This window comes from Bacillus sp. EB106-08-02-XG196 (assembly GCF_013396335.1).
In the GTDB taxonomy this organism is placed as follows: domain Bacteria; phylum Bacillota; class Bacilli; order Bacillales; family Cytobacillaceae; genus Neobacillus.
On sequence record NZ_JABWSY010000006.1, the window covers coordinates 159,367 to 174,968 of the forward strand.

Below are 15,602 nucleotides of genomic sequence, written 5' to 3' on the forward strand. Positions count from 1 at the left end.
CCGGGTTATCGACTGGCTCATTTTATTACAAAGAATTAGTCACATAGACCAAGGTCTACATCAGCAATACATTGTATTGCACAGAAACAATTTAAATCAACTGTTATACAGTCATTGCTTGCGCGGAAGCGATCCACTTGACAGACTCTTTCAAGGTTAATACAGCATCTGTCTCCGCCGGCAACTAGGTTAATTGGGATAAAGTTCCCGCCTTCTCTACGCCCTGGAATGAGAACACGAAGTGTTGCACAACAATTATCAAATACATCTTCTACGCGGAAGAAAATTGAAACGCATGCATTGCCTTCGGGGCTAAAGAACGCGTGGAATGGTGAACCATCAGCGTTTTTTAATACAAATACACGAGTATCAGCACGATCTCTTCTTGCTGGCGACACCAATGAACCAAGCGGTTCTAAGAAACAACTTGGACAATCTACACAATCATCATCTAGTACAGCATTATCCTGGATGTCTTTTATAGCACGAACAACATCACATACACAGCCATTGCTGCTGCTCCGTGAGTCACTATTTCTGCCACAACCCATTAATTACTCCTCCTATCCGAGATATATATCTTACACTACTAACATATTTAAAAAGGACCAATTGGGTAACGGACAAACGCCTTTTTGACTAAAATTAGGCTGATTAAATGGAAAGGATAGAAAAAATGAACATTGATCTTTTAACTTTTATTATATTGGGATTAGCCTGTTTCCGATTAACTAGGCTTATTGTTTTTGACAAAATTACTGAATTTCTAAGGCAGCCGTTTTTTGATGAAATTGAAGAAGAAAACGAAGAAGGTATTGTAGAGTTGTATTATCTTCCGAAGAGTACACCCATTAAAAAATTTATTGGAGAGCTGTTAAGCTGTTATTGGTGTACGGGCGTGTGGATTTCAGCAGCAGTTATAACTGGATACCTTTTTTTACCGTCCTTATTTGTACCCATTATTGTCGTTTTTGCAGTTGCGGGTTTGGCGGCAATTATAGAATCTTTTGTTCAGCTTTGGATATAAGAGAAATAAGCTAAAATGGTTGTACGCCCGAGACAAGTTATATATTTCTAACATATCTTATTAGTAGTAGAAATAACGATATGGGAGTGGGAATAGGGTGAATATAGATAATAAGAAAACGCAATCAACAAAAACTACTCAAACGAAGAAAACGACTAAGAAAAAAGGGTGCGGCTGCGGTAAAAAAACTCAAAGATAAATGTTAACTGCCAGAATATAATGGCAGTTTTTTTTGCCCTCTAGAAGCTAAAAAATAAAAGTTACCACAATCAAGTCATAATTTTTGTTAACTTCGAAAAAACTATATTGGAGTGGTATTTCTATAATTCGGATAAGGGAAGGAAAATAAATGGTCTACATAATTCGGCTTATGTTATTTGTATCTATATTTATAATGAGCTCTTGTAGTCAGGGGCCAAATGAGAAGGAGAGCCAACTGGCTCTCATGAAAACGACCAATCCTACCCCAACTGTTACAGAGAAAAATAAGGGCCAGGACAAAGTAGAAAAAATTGAGAAGGAAGTAGAAAGTTTCGATGAGATTTATGATGTTGCAGTTGTAAAAGGGAAAAAGGATACACTTGTTGTATATAAAGTGAAACATATGCAACGATTCAATATGAAAGAAATTGAAAAGGATTTAAACAAAACCCTAGAAAAAAAATATCCGAAGGAAAATTTCACAGTGTCGAGTGACTATAAGATATTTTTAGAAGCTGTGCGCCTAGTTGAGAGGAAGAATAATGGAAGCCTTTCTGATAAGCAGGCGGAAAAACGTTTTAACGAGATTGTTAAAATGTCATCAGATATGAAGTAAGAAGGGATGAATATCAATGGCGAGCAAGCAGAAAAATATGACGCCCCAGCAGCAAAAATATCAGCAGCTTCAGCAGAAGCATGAGCTTAAAAGACCTGTCCTAAAAAATTGTATAAAGGCGTTTTGGGTAGGTGGATTAATTTGTGCTGTGGGGCAAGCAATAAGTTATTTTTACATATACTTTTTCCATTTCACAGAACAGAATGTTGGTAATCCGACAGTAGCAACAATGGTTTTCTTGTCAATGCTGCTAACCGGATTTGGTGTCTATGATCGCCTTGGACAGTATGCTGGCGCCGGAAGTGCTGTGCCTGTCACTGGATTTGGGAATGCAGTTATTTCTGCTGCAATCGAGCACCGAACAGAAGGCTTTGTATTGGGCGTTGGCGGAAATATGTTTAAACTTGCTGGCTCAGTTATTCTATTCGGAGTGTTCTCTGCGTTTGTTGTTGCGCTAATTAAAACGCTGCTGGGAATGTGGGGGGTTTTGTAATTGTTAAAAGGGCATCAATCTTGGGTTTTTAATAACCGGCCAATGATAGCGGCAACAGGTGTTTCCGGAGGTCCCTTTGAGGCAAATGGAAACCTCGCTAATGACTTTGATATCCTTCATGAGGATTTATGGATGGGGATGGATTCCTATGAAAAGGCACAAAGAGTTCTGTTGGAAGAGGCAGTAAGAACCACTTTAGCAAAAGCAAAATTAGAGAAAGAACAAGTTGAATTTTTATTTGCTGGAGATTTAATTAATCAAATAACTCCCACTAGCTTTGCGGCAAGAACCATGCAAATTCCTTATTTCGGACTTTTTGGTGCATGCTCGACTTCTATGGAAGGATTGGCATTAGCATCTTTTGTTGTCAATTACCAAGGGGCGAGAAACGTGTTAACTGGAGCCTCGAGCCATAATGCTGCTACTGAAAAACAATTTCGTTATCCAACTGAGTATGGAGGTCAGAAGCCTCCGACGGCCCAATGGACGGTTACAGGTGCTGGGGTTGGCTTGATTACACAAAATAGCCCTGGACAACAGCTGCCTGTTACCACCTCGGCAACGATTGGAAAGGTTATCGATATGGGATTGTCAGATCCTTTTAATATGGGAGGGGCCATGGCGCCTGCGGCTGCAGATACCATCATGGCTCATTTTCGCGATATGGAACTAGACCCATCTTACTATGATTTAATTATTACAGGTGACTTGGGCAGAATTGGACATGACACCGCCTTTGAACTACTTGGGAAGAGTGGGCTTAAATTAGAACGGAAACAATTTCAAGATTGTGGTCTATTACTTTATAAGGATGATCAGCCGGTTCAAGCCGGGGGGAGCGGTGCGGGTTGTTCAGCTGTTGTTTTATATGGCCATATACTAAACCAGTTGCAAAAGGGAAGGTATAAGCGGATATTGGTGGTTGCAACTGGGGCACTTTTGTCACCGCTTAGTTTTCAGCAAAAAGAATCGATTCCATGTATCGCACATGCGGTGGCCATTGAAATGAATGAAGAGGGAAGGTAATACGCATGTTAGCGATGTTTTTTTGGGCATTTGTAGTTGGAGGATTGATTTGTGTGATCGGACAGCTTCTATTTGACGTTGCTAAGCTTACACCCGGCCATACACTAAGTTTACTAGTAGTGGCAGGCGCCGTATTAGATGGTTTTGGGCTGTATGAACCACTAATGAATTTTGCCGGTGCGGGTGCAACGATCCCTATCACAAGCTTTGGAAATTCTTTAGTCCATGGTGCCTTGCAGGACGCAGAAAAGCATGGGCTGATTGGAGTTTTAACTGGCATGTTTCAGGTTACCAGTTCTGGTATCTCAGCGGCAATTATTTTTGGATTTATTGGTGCATTAATCTTTAAACCAAAGGGTTAAGAAAATTTCAGAGGTTGTCTGCAGCGTGTCGCCTAGTACACTTTGAAGCTTTATCTCATATGTTATTAGTGAGACTTACAAAGTGAGGTGACACTTTATGTTCTATGGATATGGCGGCTGTGGCTACGGTGGTGGATATGGCGGCGGTTCAACTTTTGTTTTAATCGTCGTATTATTCATTCTTTTAATCATTGTCGGTGCTAGCTTTTATTAAAAAACAGCATAAGCAAAGCATCGAAAGAATAGGTTGGCCCATATCAGTTGGCCAGCCTTTTTCTTTTAGTTAATCTTTTTCACGTTTTTATCACTCCTTCATACAATAACAGTAGCCTATAAAGGAGCGTGATTTTTACCATGGATAATGGTTTCTTTAAAAATGTTGAAAAGAAAACAGGCGTTAATATGAAAGATATTCTAGAATTAGCGAATTCCTTACAAAATGCAAATTTTAAAGATGAAAAAACCGTTCGCAATGTTATCCGCCGAGTTTCGCAAATTGCAAATAAACCAGTAAATAAGGAAACGGAAGATAAAATTGTGCAATCTATCGTTAGTGATGGAAAACAACTTGATTTTAATACGATTTCAAAAATGATTAATAAGAAATAAGTAAAAAAGACCTCTTTCCATGTTGTGGAAACAGGTCTTTTCATTATTTTTTCCTTTTTTTCATTAAAGGTGTTAAGAAACGGGAAGGGTTAGCCTTTTTACCTCTTCGATTCTGGGGAACAGAGATAAAAAGTCCATGCTTTGCCCGTGTCATCGCCACATAAAAAAGTCTTCGTTCTTCTTCCAGTGCTGCAAAGTCGCCATTTCTTAAGCTTTCCAATGCGTAATCATGCGGCAGGCTGCCATCGACCGCTCCTATGATATATACATTTTTGTATTCTAATCCCTTTGCCCGATGGATAGTGCTTAGACTTATGGCATCAGGAAAATGCTTGCTTAAATTTTTGATTTCCTTGTTCATTGCAGACATATGCTCCGTATGTGACAGGAAGAATTGAATACTCGAAAAGCTTTTTGCTGCAACTTTTAAATCCTTTAAATCATCAGAGCCTTTATCTTGTTGATTCGATTCATTTCCTCGTTTCTTCAAAAAGTCAAGAAAACCCAATTCCTTTTCGATCGTTTCAATTGACTTAAGCGGTGATGCAAATTTCAACGAGCGAATGAGCTGTACGGCCTTTTTTAATTTTTTTTCTTGAAAAGCATGTTTTGTTTTTAAATGCGATAGGGCCTCTAGATAGGTACAATCTTTAAGAATGCTTTCAGCCTTTAAATCCTTAAGGGCAGTCTGACTCAAAAAAAGAGCAGGTAAAATATCAGCTAATGCCTGATTGTCATCTTCATCTAAGCTTATTTTCAGAAAAGAAAGAACGCTTTTTACAATTCGCCGTTCATAAAAAGCCTCTGAATCCAAATCAATTTTAAAAGGCAGGTTCGAACTTGCTAAACGTTCAAATACAGCCCGAGAACCAGCGTTGGTCCGATATAAAACGGCAAAATCAGATGGTTTTGCTCCTTGCACGATTTTCTCTTGGATGTCGGTTACAATCATCGTTGCTTCTTCTTCCTCATTAAAAGGGAAGAAGAGGAAAGGATAGGTACCGAATTCAAATTGTGCCTTCATATTCTTTACTCTTCGAACTTTATTCTTCGCAATCATCTCATTGGCAGTTGAGACAATTTCATGAGAGGAGCGGTAGTTTTGCTCAAGTGAAACCAATTTTGCATAAGGAAAGTCCTTTTCAAACTCTAACAGATAACTAGGGTCACTGCCTCGGAAGGAATAGATAGCCTGATCGTCATCCCCAACAGCACAAACATTTTTATGCTTGCCTGAGAGCAGTTTTATCAGTTCATATTGGACTTTATTAATATCCTGAAATTCATCAATCAGAAAATACTGAAAGCGATTTTGATATAGGTCGAGAAGAGAAGAATTAGACCTCAGCAGCTGATAGCATCCTATCAACATGTCGTCAAAATCAAATAAGCCTTTTTGAGCTTTATATTCCTCATATTTCTTATAAAGGAAGGCAGCTTTTTCTTCCCAATCAGTCAGCGGCTTCACTTCATGAGGAAATACAAGTGAATTCTTCCAAAAGCCAATTTGCTGAAGGGCTAAATCATAGGCAAATTCCTTTTCAGATAAATCGATTTCCTTACCAGCCTCTTTCAAAATCTTATCACGCTGCCATTCCTTTTTTAACAGACGCTCTCCGGACCAAGTACTCCCCTCATGAAACATAAGGATACGGTAAAAAATACTATGGAAGGTGCCTGTCACCAAGTTATTTATTTGTCCCTTATTAATCTTCGGATAGGACATCAATCGATTTTTCATTTCGCCAGCAGCTTTTGAGGTAAATGTGACGAGCATGATGGTACGCGGGTCAATTTTTTCCACATTTAGCATATAAGCAGTACGCGTTGTGAGTACTCGTGTTTTTCCGCTGCCGGCACCTGCAAGGACTAATAATGAGCCTTCAGTTTCCATAACAGCTGCTGCTTGACTTTTATCAAGTATAACTCCATTTGCTGCCAGCTCTCTTAGATAGGAGTCTTGTTCAATATGGTTTAAACCTTCCGTTTTTTTAAATGGCAGTGAGCATTCGATCGTTGTTGCTGGACGGAATGTGCTGGTACTTTTAGTTGTTTCAATAATGGTTCTTCCTTGGGGGATACGAAATCCATTCCGCTCTACCATAATTGGTTCCATTTCTTCCATTACGGGTTCTGGGCATGAATGTTCCGGAGATTTTATATGATAAAAATAAGGTTCTTCCAGTATACCAAGAAATAAACGTACCTTTTCATTACATACAGGGCAGGATAATTCATTGTTTTTTCCCTGCAAATATATTATTTGATATTGTTCTCTAGCTACTTGTTCAAGAACAATCCTTTGATTTTGATGCATAGCAGTTTTCATTATTTAGCCTCTTTTTTCAAAAATACGACAAACTCTATCATATCAAAACCAGGGAATAACGAAAAGTGTCCGTCTATTCAAGAAATGAAAAAAGCACTTGCCACTTAAGGGCAAGCGCTTGAAATTAAATTTTTTTTATCATGGTTTTATGAGGAATACCAGCGTCTAAAAATTCTTCGGAAACAACCTCATAACCTAGACCAGCGTAAAATGGGATAGCATGTGTTTGAGCATTCAATTTTAATTTATGTAAATCCTTTTTGAGAGCATAAGCTTCAATTTCTCTCATAATGGCTTTTCCAGAGCCAGTATTTCTAGCTTCTTTTAATACACAAATTCGTTCTACCTTACCGTAGCCATCGACGACACGGAACCTGCCGGCTGCAATTGGTGAACCCTCATGATAGGCAACAAAATGGGTACATTCATCCTCATGCTGATCAATTTCTTCTTCGGCAGGAACATTTTGCTCGTCAATAAAGACCGTTCTTCTGACAGAAAAAGAATCTTCAAGTTCTATTTCATTTTCTACAACTTTTACATTCACAGGTGATTATTCCTTTCCTAGGCGAAATGTTTCATAAACCGTCCAAGAACCATTTTCTAACTGATAGAGTAAATGGAATCGGTCAACAGTTTCTTCATGATCGAATCTTTTCATTCTTAATGAGCCATAAACATCTGAATGCTCATCATTTGATAGCTCTTGACCAATCGTAATATGTGGAACGAAGGCGTATTCTAAATTTTGCTCACTAAATTCTTGATTGATTTCATGATGTAATAGATTTAACTCTACAGTTGGCTCTACTTTAAAATAGATCACATTATTTACTGGCTGAAAAGAGCTAATTTTAGTTGTTTTTAATGTAAACGCATTGGTATTGCTTGCAATTTGCCTTAATTTATCAGTAAAGTGAACAACATCCTCTTCACTGGCTTCAAATGCATTTTTCAACGTTAGGTGTGGAGTAATGAGTGAATAATGCGGGTCATAACGCTTACGATAGGAATTAGCTAAATCCTGTAGTTTTTTTGATGGAAAAATAACAACCCCAAATTTCATTTGTGTAACCTCCATATAAACAAGAATTTTTCTTTAATCAGTGCAGCCATGGACCTTCTTGATATTATAGCAAATATTCAAAAAATATGAAATGACCTTAAATCAGCTAAAACATCATCTTTAAGGCTCTTTTTAAATCGGGCTGCCAATATGTCCATGTGTGGTCTCCATCGAATTCCTCATAAAAGTATGTAATGGACTTGCTTGTCAGAAGAGTTGAAAGCTCACGATTTGGTTTAAGAAAGTCACTTGTTTTACCGTTAGTAGTTTGGACTTCAGTTTCCTGATTACCAACGATGTGATAGATTTCTAAAAGTCCAGTTTCTGTGAAGTTTTTGACAGAATCCTTTACCGGTTCATCAATATATGGTGATTGTAGTAGCACTTTACCAAAGGTGTGCGGGTATTGGAGAGCGGTCATTAATGATACAGTTGCTCCAAGTGAATCCCCGATCAGCGCCCTTGTTGAGCCCATCTGATAAGTTGGAAACTCGTTATCTAGGAATGGAACTAGTTCATGTGCTAAAAAGCGAATGTATTGTTGATTTTGTGCTCCAGCAGGGTGGTATTTCCTACGGCGATCATCCACATCCTTATAGGGTATCCCAACGATTATTAAATTTTCAATTTCTCGCTCAAAAAGATACTCATCTGCTAATCGTCCAATTCTGCCAAGTTGAAAATAATCTCTGCCATCCTGGGCGATTAACAGTGAGTATTTATATAATGGTGAGAAATTTGCTGGTAAATAAATGAGAAGCTGTATGTCTTCTTCGAGCTCATGACTTTTAATTGTATGTTCTTTTATCGTGCCTCTTGGTATCTCCATGCGACAATTCCCCCAATGTTCGATTGATACAACTGCATTTTATCATAACATTGTTAGAATTGCTCAAGTGGAAAGTGAAGTTTATTTTTGAGTGAATATTAGTGTAGGAAGTGTTCTTTAGAGTGGGGATTTGGCATGATAGATAATATATTTTCCTTGCGAAAGGTACGAATCTGTTTCCGTAAAAGACAGTAAGCGCGAATGTACTCATCATTCACTTCTTTCACAAGTAATTTACGTTGTGAAATCTGCTGGTTTTCTGATAGATAAATCATCTCCAACGGAACTTTTTCCTCTATAGAACGTAATAAAAGCCCATTCATGTTGATCCCGCCTTTCTGATATCATATACTATTATATCCGAACAACTGTTCTTTATTCAAATAATATTAGAGCGTGTGTTCTTTTTAAAAACTATTGACTTTTTATTCATTTTTACTATAATTATATTTGTAGCTTAATACGACTTGTTAGCTCAGTGGGAGAGCACTTCCTTGACAGGGAAGGGGTCGTGGGTTCGAATCCCTCACAGGTCATAATCAAAATCCTATCATCTATTTGATGTTAGGATTTTTTTTTGTAATTTTTATTTGTAAAATTGATATTAATGGTTACTATGTTAAAAATGTGGATAGCGGCTGGAAAACCTATTCGTCTGTTTTTGGAAGCAATACAAACAATAGAAATAAGATAACAAGTATGAATTAGAACAATTATTGACATTATACCTATACGGGTATAATATTAATCGTGTCATTTATATTTGTTCGATGGAGGTAAGGTCATGGAGTATAATGATCAAATTAAAAATAGGGTAAAACGTATTGAAGGGCAGTTAAGAGGCATATTACGATTGATGGAAGAAGATAAGGATTGTAAAGATGTTATTACTCAGTTATCTGCAGCTAGAACAGCGATTGATCGAACAATAGGGGTAATTGTAAGTTCAAATTTAGTCGAGTGTGTTAAAAAAGCAGAGGAAACGCATGAAAGAAGTGCAGAAGAATTAATCAAAGAAGCAGTAGACCTATTAGTAAAAAGTCGATAAAAAAGGGTTGACACCCTCTTTTATTTTCGTTACTATGATACCCATAGGGGTAATGGTAATAAAAAATTTTACATGAATTTATACCCATATAGGTAATCACAATATAGGAGGTCATTAAAATGACAGAGAAGAAAAAAACAACAATCGTCTTATTGAGCGGTGATTATGATAAAGCAATGGCAGCTTATATTATAGCAAACGGTGCTGCAGCCTATGATCATGAAGTAACGATCTTTCACACTTTCTGGGGATTAAATGCTCTACGCAAAGATGAAAGTATTGCTGTTGAAAAGGGATTTTTGGAGAAAATGTTTGCAAAAATGATGCCTAGAGGCGCTGATAACATGGGACTTTCAAGAATGAATTTTGCAGGTTTCGGACCAAAGCTGATTAAGAATGTAATGAAGAAACACAATGCTCTTCCCCTTCCTCAACTAATCGAAATGGCTCAAGAGCAGGATGTAAAATTAATTGCATGTACCATGACGATGGATTTACTAGGTCTTCAAAAAGAAGAGCTTTTAGATAATATCGAATATGCAGGAGTTGCAGCATATTTAGCGGAAGCTGAAGATGGGAATGTCAATCTGTTCATTTAATTAATATGGGGGGAATATTATCCCCTAAACTATAGGAGGGACTATACTTGGAATATATAAATTACGTATTGATTGCACTCTTCATATTTTTTATAAGTTATCGTTTCATCCCAATTAAAGGTGTACAAATTATTTCAACTGCAGAATTGAAAAATGAGTTAAAGGATACAAATAAATTGTTTGTAGATGTAAGAACACCTGGAGAATTTAAAGGAAAACACATTAGAGAATTTAAGAATATTCCACTCAATCTACTTGCACAAAAAGCGGAGAAAGAACTTGCGAAAGATAAAGAAGTCATTATTATTTGTCAAAGTGGTATGAGAAGCGGGCAAGCAAGTAAGCTATTAAAAAAATTAGGCTATACGAAAGTAACAAACGTAAAAGGCGGCATGAATGCTTGGTCATAAAAGAAATAAGAGGAGGATTTTAAAATGAAAGCAATAACTGCAAAGGAAGTTGAACAATTACTAAATGAAGGAAAAGAATTAAATATTATTGATGTTCGTGAAGTAGATGAAGCAGCGAGTGGAAAGATACCTGGCGCTGTAAATATTAGGTTAGGATTATTGGAGTTCCGTATGCATGAATTAGATAAATCAAAAGAATATATCATGGTTTGCCGGTCTGGAGCTAGAAGTGGCCAGGCATCACAATTTCTTGAGTATCAAGGATTTAATGTGATTAATATGACAGGTGGAATGATGTCCTGGGAAGGAAAAGTAGAATAAATTTTTTTAACCACAATAATACCCGTATAGGTATATAATCAGGAGGATATTAAATGGATAACATGAAAGCTAATGTAATTTTAGACGCAAAGGGATTAGCATGTCCAATGCCAATTGTTAAAACAAAGAAGACAATGAGTGGATTAGAGGCTGGTCAGGTATTGGAAGTCCAAGCAACAGATAAGGGGTCCAAAGCTGATATCAAGGCTTGGTCTGAAAGAACAGGTCATCAGTATTTAGGCACGTTGGAGGATGGAGAAGTATTAAAGCATTATATAAGAAAGTCTTCTAATGATGAAATAATGGAAAGAAAACATCCGAATGTCGTTAATAATAACGAACTCGAAATGAAATTTGCTGCAAGTGAAAATATTGTGGTTCTGGATGTTAGAGAAACAGCAGAATATGCGTTTAATCATATACCTAATGCTATCTCGATTCCTTTAGGTGAACTAGAACAACGTTTAGGTGATTTAGATAAAGAAGGAGAAATATATGTTGTATGCCGTACAGGAAGCCGCAGTGACCTTGCTGCACAAAAGCTAGCAGAAAAGGGATTTACTAAAGTTATTAACGTAATACCAGGAATGAGTCAATGGTCAGGGAAAACAACTACACTATAGGATATTATCGTAAATTAGGTATATTTTTTTAAAATAAAATATACCATAGGGGGTAAAATGGCATGACTGTTAATGTAATGAGTTCTAAAGAGGTAACGAGAAAGGTACTTAATAAAGAAGAATTATTTATTCTAGATGTCCGAAATGAGAGTGACTTTCAGGATTGGAAAATTGAAGGAGAAAACTTCAAGTATTTTAATATCCCTTATTTTGAATTGCTAGATGGTGTTGAAGGGATTATGGATAAGATTCCTTCTGATAAAGAAGTTTTGGTGGTGTGTGCAAAGGAAGGTTCATCTATTATGATTGCTGAAATGCTCTCTGCCGAAGGTATTACTGTTTCTTACCTAAAGGGTGGTATGAAAGCCTGGAGTGAACATTTAGAACCTGTAAAAGTCGGTGATTTGAAAGATGGTGGCGAAATTTATCAGTTTGTACGCATTGGTAAAGGCTGTTTATCTTACATGGTCGTATCGAACGGAGATGCAGCGATTATTGATGCCACTCGTATGACTGACATTTATTTGGAATTTGCTGAAAGTATTGCTGCAAAAATTACTCATGTTTTTGACACACATTTACATGCTGACCACATTTCCGGTGGCAGAAACATTGCAGAAAAAACAGGTGCAACCTATTGGCTGCCTCCAAAGGATGCAACTGAAGTAACTTTTTCTTATCAGCCATTAGAAGACGGTAATGACATAGAAATCGGGAACGTGAAAATCAATATTCATGCCCTATATTCTCCAGGTCATACTATTGGGTCTACTTCATTTATTGTGGATGAAAAGTTTTTACTATCTGGAGATATCTTGTTTATTGACTCAATCGGGAGACCTGATTTAGCCGGCTTGGCACAAGATTGGGTTGGAGATTTGAGAGAAAGTCTTTATAAACGCTACAGAGAATTATCAGAGGGTTTAATCGTCCTCCCAGCTCACTTTATGATCATTGAAGAATTGAATGATGATGGTAGTGTATCAGAAAAATTAGGAACACTGTATGCTAAAAACCATGGCTTGAACATTGAAGACGAAAATGAGTTTAGAAAATTGGTAACGGAAAATTTACCACCACAACCTAATGCGTATCAAGAAATTCGTGAAACGAATATGGGAAAAATAAATCCTGATGAAGAAATGCAACGTGAAATGGAAATTGGACCAAATCGCTGTGCCGTTCGATAAAACACAATATCTAGGAGGTAAAAGAAATGGAAGCAAATAAGATTATAGATGCAAAAGGGTTGGCATGTCCGATGCCGATTGTAAAGACAAAAAAGGGAATGAATGATTTAGAAAGTGGTCAAGTGTTAGAAATCCATGCGACGGATAAAGGGGCAAAAAATGACCTTGCGGCATGGGCAAAATCAGGCGGTCACGAGGTAGTGAAACACGAAGTGGAGAACGACGTTTTAAAGTTCTGGATAAAAAAAGGTTAAGAAATAGGGAACCGATTTGGGTTCCCTTTTCTTAAGGGGGGAGGCAGCAGCATGGATATTGGCTTTATTATTACTATTTTCTTAATTGGTTTTATTGGTTCATATATATCTGGAATGTTAGGAATAGGCGGTTCTATTATTAAATATCCGATGCTTTTATATATTCCGCCTATATTTGGTTTAGCAGCATTTAGTGCCCACGAGGTATCAGGGATAAGCGCTGTTCAGGTGTTTTTTGCGACGATCGGTGGTGTTTGGGCGTACCGTAAAGGCGGCTATTTAAATAAAACATTAATTGGCTATATGGGAGTAAGCATTTTAATTGGTAGTTTTGTTGGCGGTTTTGGTTCAAAGTTAATGACTGAGGGTGGAATCAATTTAGTTTATGGGATTTTAGCATTAATCGCAGCTGTCATGATGTTTGTTCCGAAAAAAGGAATTGATGATATTCCACTGGATCAAGTTACGTTTAATAAATGGCTTGCAGCATCTCTAGCATTAATTGTTGGAATTGGTTCTGGAATTGTTGGAGCGGCAGGAGCATTTTTATTAGTTCCAATCATGCTAGTTGTATTAAAAATACCAACACGTATGACGATTGCTTCTTCATTAGCTATTACGTTTTTATCTTCAATTGGTGCCACTGTAGGGAAAATTACCACGGGACAAGTAGAATTTTTACCTTCCGTAATTATGATTTTTGCCAGTTTAATTGCCTCACCATTAGGTGCGATGGCTGGTAAAAAGGTAAACACCAAGGTTTTACAAGTGGTATTAGCCTTTTTAATTTTAGCAACAGCTATAAAGATTTGGATGGATATTCTATAGAAAAAAAGAACCCATCATTGCTGGGTTCTTTTACTTATCTCTAATATATTTAATTTTCAATTTCATATGACCAGTTATTCATACCGCCGGTCATGTTATTAATATTAGTAAATTTATTATTTATTAATATTTCACTAGCTTGAGTAGAGCGATTTCCGCTGCGGCAAACCACTATATAGGTTTCTTCTTTATCTAAATCGTTCAATTTATTTTCTAATTCTTGTAATGGCAGCAATATTGCATTAGGGATGTGCCCTTCTTGATACTCTTCAGGGGTTCTGACATCTAGCACAACTACTTCCTTGTTGTCGATGAGTTGCTTTGCTTCCTCTGAAGATACATTTCTATATCCTTCGGAACTAATTCCACATGAAGTAAGAGTTACTACTAATAATATTATTAATAAGTGCTTGAATCGATTCATTTTATGTCCTCCATTAAGTGCTAGTTTTTCTTATTATACCTTATAGGGTAAAGGTGTTCTTAACCTAAATTTGAATAAAAAACAAACATTCTGTAGCAAAAAAAATCCTAACATCTAAATAGTGCTAGGATTTTTCCATTTTATTGTTAGTATTTTTTGGTGGCTGACCCTTTCTACGTCTCTAGACCTATTCGAAAATCAAGCTCAGGCTCAATTATATGCAGCCTCGAAAAAAGGTAAGATGATATCAAGAAAGCAAAGGAGGAAAACAAATTGAAAAAATTTGGTTTATGTTTAGCAGGAGGAATTGCAGCCATCATCTTACTTTCAACACTTGGTCCGATGGTGGGGTTACTAATAAGTCTGGCAGCTTTATATTTCATCTACAAACAGTTTTTAAAAGCAGAATCAACAGGTGGAAAAATTGTGCTAGGTATTATTGGAGTCATCTTTCTAATGGCTTCTATCTCAAATGCACCTGCCATTATCGGTGTAGTTGCTGCTTACATTCTTTACCTAGTCTATAAAAATTGGAATTCCAGCAAACACTCTGTAGTTAAAGAAGAATCTGATCCTTTTGTGAATTTTGAAAAGCAATGGAATGAAATCAAAAACTATTAAACGCATGGATATAATTACTCCATGCGTTTTTACAATTAATGACTTTGTTTATTTATCCACTTTATGTAGTTATCCATAACCGTATCAATGAATTGAACAGTTGGCTCGTGAATGAGTTTTCCAGATTCATCAAGCTTTTCATGAACAGCTCCTATAAATACTTCATTTCCTGGTAAAGTCACCGCAGATATACCAGGAGAATTTAAAATCTGTCGTAAATGCATTTGTGCACGGGCGGTTCCTAATACGCCAGGGGAACTGCCGACAATCATGACAGGTTTGTTCACCATAACTTTATCAACACGGGAAAACCAATCAATCGCATTTTTTAAAAAAGCAGGAATAGAATGGTTGTACTCAGGTGTAACAAATAGGACTCCGTCACTTTCAGCCACCTTTTGCTTAATCTCCGTTACGATTTCTGGCGGTGTAAGCTCATCATCTTGATTATACATCGGCAGTTTTTCTATAGGCAGAATTTCAATCTCTGCAGTCATCTGATAACGATTTTGCATGTATAATGCTAATTTTTTGTTAAATGATTCCTTCCGATTACTACCTACAAGTGCTACGACTTTCATACATATCTCTCCTTTCATGTCAGTATAAATATTATCACTAAAATGATTGTAATTCATATTCAGAGGCTCGTGGAAAACGCAATGGTGCCAAAGTATTAGAAAAAATGAAACCTTGTTCCTAATTTAACGTATAATTAAAAGGAAG

At 36.9% G+C, this 15,602-nt stretch carries 24 protein-coding genes and 1 tRNA gene; 17 read left to right on the top strand and 8 right to left on the bottom strand.

Annotated features, from left to right (window positions below):
• Positions 1–35 precede the first annotated feature (35 nt).
• Positions 36–551: a CotY/CotZ family spore coat protein gene (locus MLOOGBEN_RS11200; RefSeq protein ID WP_179158337.1), complete on the bottom strand. Its 516-nt coding sequence runs from the start codon at positions 549–551 to the stop codon at positions 36–38.
• 125 nt (positions 552–676) lie between these two features.
• Here MLOOGBEN_RS11200 and MLOOGBEN_RS11205 point away from each other — a divergent pair, with 125 nt between their 5' ends.
• The 7 genes from MLOOGBEN_RS11205 (at position 677) to spoVIF (ending at position 4,334) form a co-directional block, all read left to right on the top strand.
• Entirely contained in the window at positions 677–1,027 is a 351-nt protein-coding gene (locus MLOOGBEN_RS11205) for a DUF1360 domain-containing protein (protein ID WP_179158338.1), read from the top strand.
• A gap of 445 nt (positions 1,028–1,472) precedes the next feature.
• Positions 1,473–1,844, top strand: a complete 372-nt coding sequence (locus MLOOGBEN_RS11210) for a YhcN/YlaJ family sporulation lipoprotein (protein ID WP_256989044.1) — start codon at positions 1,473–1,475, stop codon at positions 1,842–1,844.
• Positions 1,845–1,860: 16 nt separating this feature from the next.
• Positions 1,861–2,337, top strand: a complete 477-nt coding sequence (gene spoVAC / locus MLOOGBEN_RS11215; RefSeq protein WP_179158340.1) for a stage V sporulation protein AC — start codon at positions 1,861–1,863, stop codon at positions 2,335–2,337.
• Positions 2,338–3,363, top strand: a complete 1,026-nt coding sequence (gene spoVAD / locus MLOOGBEN_RS11220) for a stage V sporulation protein AD (RefSeq protein ID WP_179158341.1) — start codon at positions 2,338–2,340, stop codon at positions 3,361–3,363.
• Between the two features lie 5 nt (positions 3,364–3,368).
• Positions 3,369–3,725, top strand: coding sequence for a stage V sporulation protein AE (spoVAE, locus tag MLOOGBEN_RS11225; protein WP_179158342.1), 357 nt, complete (start codon positions 3,369–3,371; stop codon positions 3,723–3,725).
• A 97-nt stretch (positions 3,726–3,822) separates the two neighbouring features.
• Positions 3,823–3,939, top strand: a complete 117-nt coding sequence (locus MLOOGBEN_RS11230) for a YjcZ family sporulation protein (protein WP_179158343.1) — start codon at positions 3,823–3,825, stop codon at positions 3,937–3,939.
• Positions 3,940–4,079: 140 nt separating this feature from the next.
• Positions 4,080–4,334 carry a sporulation-specific transcription regulator SpoVIF gene (spoVIF, locus tag MLOOGBEN_RS11235; protein WP_179158344.1) on the top strand — a complete coding sequence of 85 codons (255 nt, stop codon included), beginning with the start codon at positions 4,080–4,082 and terminating at the stop codon, positions 4,332–4,334.
• A 43-nt stretch (positions 4,335–4,377) separates the two neighbouring features.
• Here spoVIF and MLOOGBEN_RS11240 read toward each other — a convergent pair whose 3' ends face one another.
• The 5 genes from MLOOGBEN_RS11240 to MLOOGBEN_RS11260 all read right to left on the bottom strand — a co-directional run bounded on the left by MLOOGBEN_RS11240 (position 4,378) and on the right by MLOOGBEN_RS11260 (position 8,881).
• Entirely contained in the window at positions 4,378–6,663 is a 2,286-nt protein-coding gene (locus tag MLOOGBEN_RS11240) for an ATP-dependent helicase (RefSeq protein ID WP_179158345.1), read from the bottom strand.
• A 124-nt stretch (positions 6,664–6,787) separates the two neighbouring features.
• A complete protein-coding gene (locus MLOOGBEN_RS11245) occupies positions 6,788–7,210 on the bottom strand; it encodes a GNAT family N-acetyltransferase (protein WP_179158346.1) in 423 nt (140 codons plus the stop codon).
• A gap of 6 nt (positions 7,211–7,216) precedes the next feature.
• Positions 7,217–7,729: a YjcG family protein gene (locus MLOOGBEN_RS11250; RefSeq protein ID WP_179158347.1), complete on the bottom strand. Its 513-nt coding sequence runs from the start codon at positions 7,727–7,729 to the stop codon at positions 7,217–7,219.
• A 106-nt stretch (positions 7,730–7,835) separates the two neighbouring features.
• On the bottom strand, positions 7,836–8,558 hold the full coding sequence (locus MLOOGBEN_RS11255) for an alpha/beta hydrolase (RefSeq protein WP_179158348.1): 723 nt from the start codon (positions 8,556–8,558) through the stop codon (positions 7,836–7,838).
• A 98-nt stretch (positions 8,559–8,656) separates the two neighbouring features.
• Entirely contained in the window at positions 8,657–8,881 is a 225-nt protein-coding gene (locus MLOOGBEN_RS11260) for a WYL domain-containing protein (protein WP_179158349.1), read from the bottom strand.
• A 141-nt stretch (positions 8,882–9,022) separates the two neighbouring features.
• On the opposite strand from MLOOGBEN_RS11260, the gene MLOOGBEN_RS11265 reads away from it, so the two are divergent.
• The 9 genes from MLOOGBEN_RS11265 (at position 9,023) to MLOOGBEN_RS11305 (ending at position 13,831) form a co-directional block, all read left to right on the top strand.
• Positions 9,023–9,094: transfer RNA gene (locus tag MLOOGBEN_RS11265), tRNA-Val, on the top strand.
• A 248-nt stretch (positions 9,095–9,342) separates the two neighbouring features.
• On the top strand, positions 9,343–9,606 hold the full coding sequence (locus MLOOGBEN_RS11270) for a metal-sensitive transcriptional regulator (RefSeq protein ID WP_179158350.1): 264 nt from the start codon (positions 9,343–9,345) through the stop codon (positions 9,604–9,606).
• 119 nt (positions 9,607–9,725) lie between these two features.
• The gene (locus tag MLOOGBEN_RS11275) at positions 9,726–10,205 is read left to right on the top strand and encodes a DsrE/DsrF/DrsH-like family protein (protein WP_179158351.1); all 480 of its coding nucleotides are present in this window, start codon (positions 9,726–9,728) and stop codon (positions 10,203–10,205) included.
• 47 nt (positions 10,206–10,252) lie between these two features.
• Complete coding sequence (locus tag MLOOGBEN_RS11280; RefSeq protein WP_179158352.1) at positions 10,253–10,615, top strand: rhodanese-like domain-containing protein; 363 nt, start codon at positions 10,253–10,255, stop codon at positions 10,613–10,615.
• Between the two features lie 24 nt (positions 10,616–10,639).
• Positions 10,640–10,936 (top strand): rhodanese-like domain-containing protein, encoded by a 297-nt coding sequence (locus tag MLOOGBEN_RS11285; RefSeq protein WP_179158353.1) that lies wholly within the window; start codon positions 10,640–10,642, stop codon positions 10,934–10,936.
• A gap of 53 nt (positions 10,937–10,989) precedes the next feature.
• Positions 10,990–11,559: a sulfurtransferase TusA family protein gene (locus tag MLOOGBEN_RS11290; RefSeq protein WP_179158354.1), complete on the top strand. Its 570-nt coding sequence runs from the start codon at positions 10,990–10,992 to the stop codon at positions 11,557–11,559.
• A 62-nt stretch (positions 11,560–11,621) separates the two neighbouring features.
• The gene (locus MLOOGBEN_RS11295; RefSeq protein ID WP_179158355.1) at positions 11,622–12,749 is read left to right on the top strand and encodes an MBL fold metallo-hydrolase; all 1,128 of its coding nucleotides are present in this window, start codon (positions 11,622–11,624) and stop codon (positions 12,747–12,749) included.
• Between the two features lie 26 nt (positions 12,750–12,775).
• Entirely contained in the window at positions 12,776–13,003 is a 228-nt protein-coding gene (locus tag MLOOGBEN_RS11300; protein WP_179158356.1) for a sulfurtransferase TusA family protein, read from the top strand.
• Between the two features lie 51 nt (positions 13,004–13,054).
• The gene (locus tag MLOOGBEN_RS11305; protein ID WP_179158357.1) at positions 13,055–13,831 is read left to right on the top strand and encodes a sulfite exporter TauE/SafE family protein; all 777 of its coding nucleotides are present in this window, start codon (positions 13,055–13,057) and stop codon (positions 13,829–13,831) included.
• A 49-nt stretch (positions 13,832–13,880) separates the two neighbouring features.
• On the opposite strand, the gene MLOOGBEN_RS11310 is transcribed toward MLOOGBEN_RS11305, so the two are convergent.
• Complete coding sequence (locus MLOOGBEN_RS11310) at positions 13,881–14,255, bottom strand: rhodanese-like domain-containing protein (RefSeq protein WP_179158358.1); 375 nt, start codon at positions 14,253–14,255, stop codon at positions 13,881–13,883.
• Between the two features lie 273 nt (positions 14,256–14,528).
• Between MLOOGBEN_RS11310 and MLOOGBEN_RS11315 the strand changes: the two genes are divergently transcribed.
• Positions 14,529–14,876, top strand: a complete 348-nt coding sequence (locus tag MLOOGBEN_RS11315) for a lmo0954 family membrane protein (protein WP_179158359.1) — start codon at positions 14,529–14,531, stop codon at positions 14,874–14,876.
• Between the two features lie 35 nt (positions 14,877–14,911).
• Here MLOOGBEN_RS11315 and MLOOGBEN_RS11320 read toward each other — a convergent pair whose 3' ends face one another.
• The gene (locus tag MLOOGBEN_RS11320) at positions 14,912–15,457 is read right to left on the bottom strand and encodes an NADPH-dependent FMN reductase (RefSeq protein ID WP_179158360.1); all 546 of its coding nucleotides are present in this window, start codon (positions 15,455–15,457) and stop codon (positions 14,912–14,914) included.
• Positions 15,458–15,602: the final 145 nt, after the last annotated feature.

Coding starts and splice junctions, on each gene's coding strand:
- MLOOGBEN_RS11300 (WP_179158356.1), top strand. CDS start 12,776: ATGGAAGCAAATAAGATTATAGATGCAAAAGGGTTGGCATGTCCGATG.
- spoVIF (WP_179158344.1), top strand. CDS start 4,080: ATGGATAATGGTTTCTTTAAAAATGTTGAAAAGAAAACAGGCGTTAAT.
- MLOOGBEN_RS11305 (WP_179158357.1), top strand. CDS start 13,055: ATGGATATTGGCTTTATTATTACTATTTTCTTAATTGGTTTTATTGGT.
- MLOOGBEN_RS11290 (WP_179158354.1), top strand. CDS start 10,990: ATGGATAACATGAAAGCTAATGTAATTTTAGACGCAAAGGGATTAGCA.
- spoVAE (WP_179158342.1), top strand. CDS start 3,369: ATGTTAGCGATGTTTTTTTGGGCATTTGTAGTTGGAGGATTGATTTGT.
- MLOOGBEN_RS11230 (WP_179158343.1), top strand. CDS start 3,823: ATGTTCTATGGATATGGCGGCTGTGGCTACGGTGGTGGATATGGCGGC.
- MLOOGBEN_RS11260 (WP_179158349.1), bottom strand. CDS start 8,881: ATGAATGGGCTTTTATTACGTTCTATAGAGGAAAAAGTTCCGTTGGAG.
- MLOOGBEN_RS11270 (WP_179158350.1), top strand. CDS start 9,343: ATGGAGTATAATGATCAAATTAAAAATAGGGTAAAACGTATTGAAGGG.
- MLOOGBEN_RS11205 (WP_179158338.1), top strand. CDS start 677: ATGAACATTGATCTTTTAACTTTTATTATATTGGGATTAGCCTGTTTC.
- MLOOGBEN_RS11250 (WP_179158347.1), bottom strand. CDS start 7,729: ATGAAATTTGGGGTTGTTATTTTTCCATCAAAAAAACTACAGGATTTA.
- MLOOGBEN_RS11295 (WP_179158355.1), top strand. CDS start 11,622: ATGACTGTTAATGTAATGAGTTCTAAAGAGGTAACGAGAAAGGTACTT.
- MLOOGBEN_RS11240 (WP_179158345.1), bottom strand. CDS start 6,663: ATGAAAACTGCTATGCATCAAAATCAAAGGATTGTTCTTGAACAAGTA.
- MLOOGBEN_RS11320 (WP_179158360.1), bottom strand. CDS start 15,457: ATGAAAGTCGTAGCACTTGTAGGTAGTAATCGGAAGGAATCATTTAAC.
- MLOOGBEN_RS11285 (WP_179158353.1), top strand. CDS start 10,640: ATGAAAGCAATAACTGCAAAGGAAGTTGAACAATTACTAAATGAAGGA.
- MLOOGBEN_RS11275 (WP_179158351.1), top strand. CDS start 9,726: ATGACAGAGAAGAAAAAAACAACAATCGTCTTATTGAGCGGTGATTAT.
- MLOOGBEN_RS11310 (WP_179158358.1), bottom strand. CDS start 14,255: ATGAATCGATTCAAGCACTTATTAATAATATTATTAGTAGTAACTCTT.
- MLOOGBEN_RS11255 (WP_179158348.1), bottom strand. CDS start 8,558: ATGGAGATACCAAGAGGCACGATAAAAGAACATACAATTAAAAGTCAT.
- MLOOGBEN_RS11200 (WP_179158337.1), bottom strand. CDS start 551: ATGGGTTGTGGCAGAAATAGTGACTCACGGAGCAGCAGCAATGGCTGT.
- MLOOGBEN_RS11210 (WP_256989044.1), top strand. CDS start 1,473: ATGAAAACGACCAATCCTACCCCAACTGTTACAGAGAAAAATAAGGGC.
- spoVAC (WP_179158340.1), top strand. CDS start 1,861: ATGGCGAGCAAGCAGAAAAATATGACGCCCCAGCAGCAAAAATATCAG.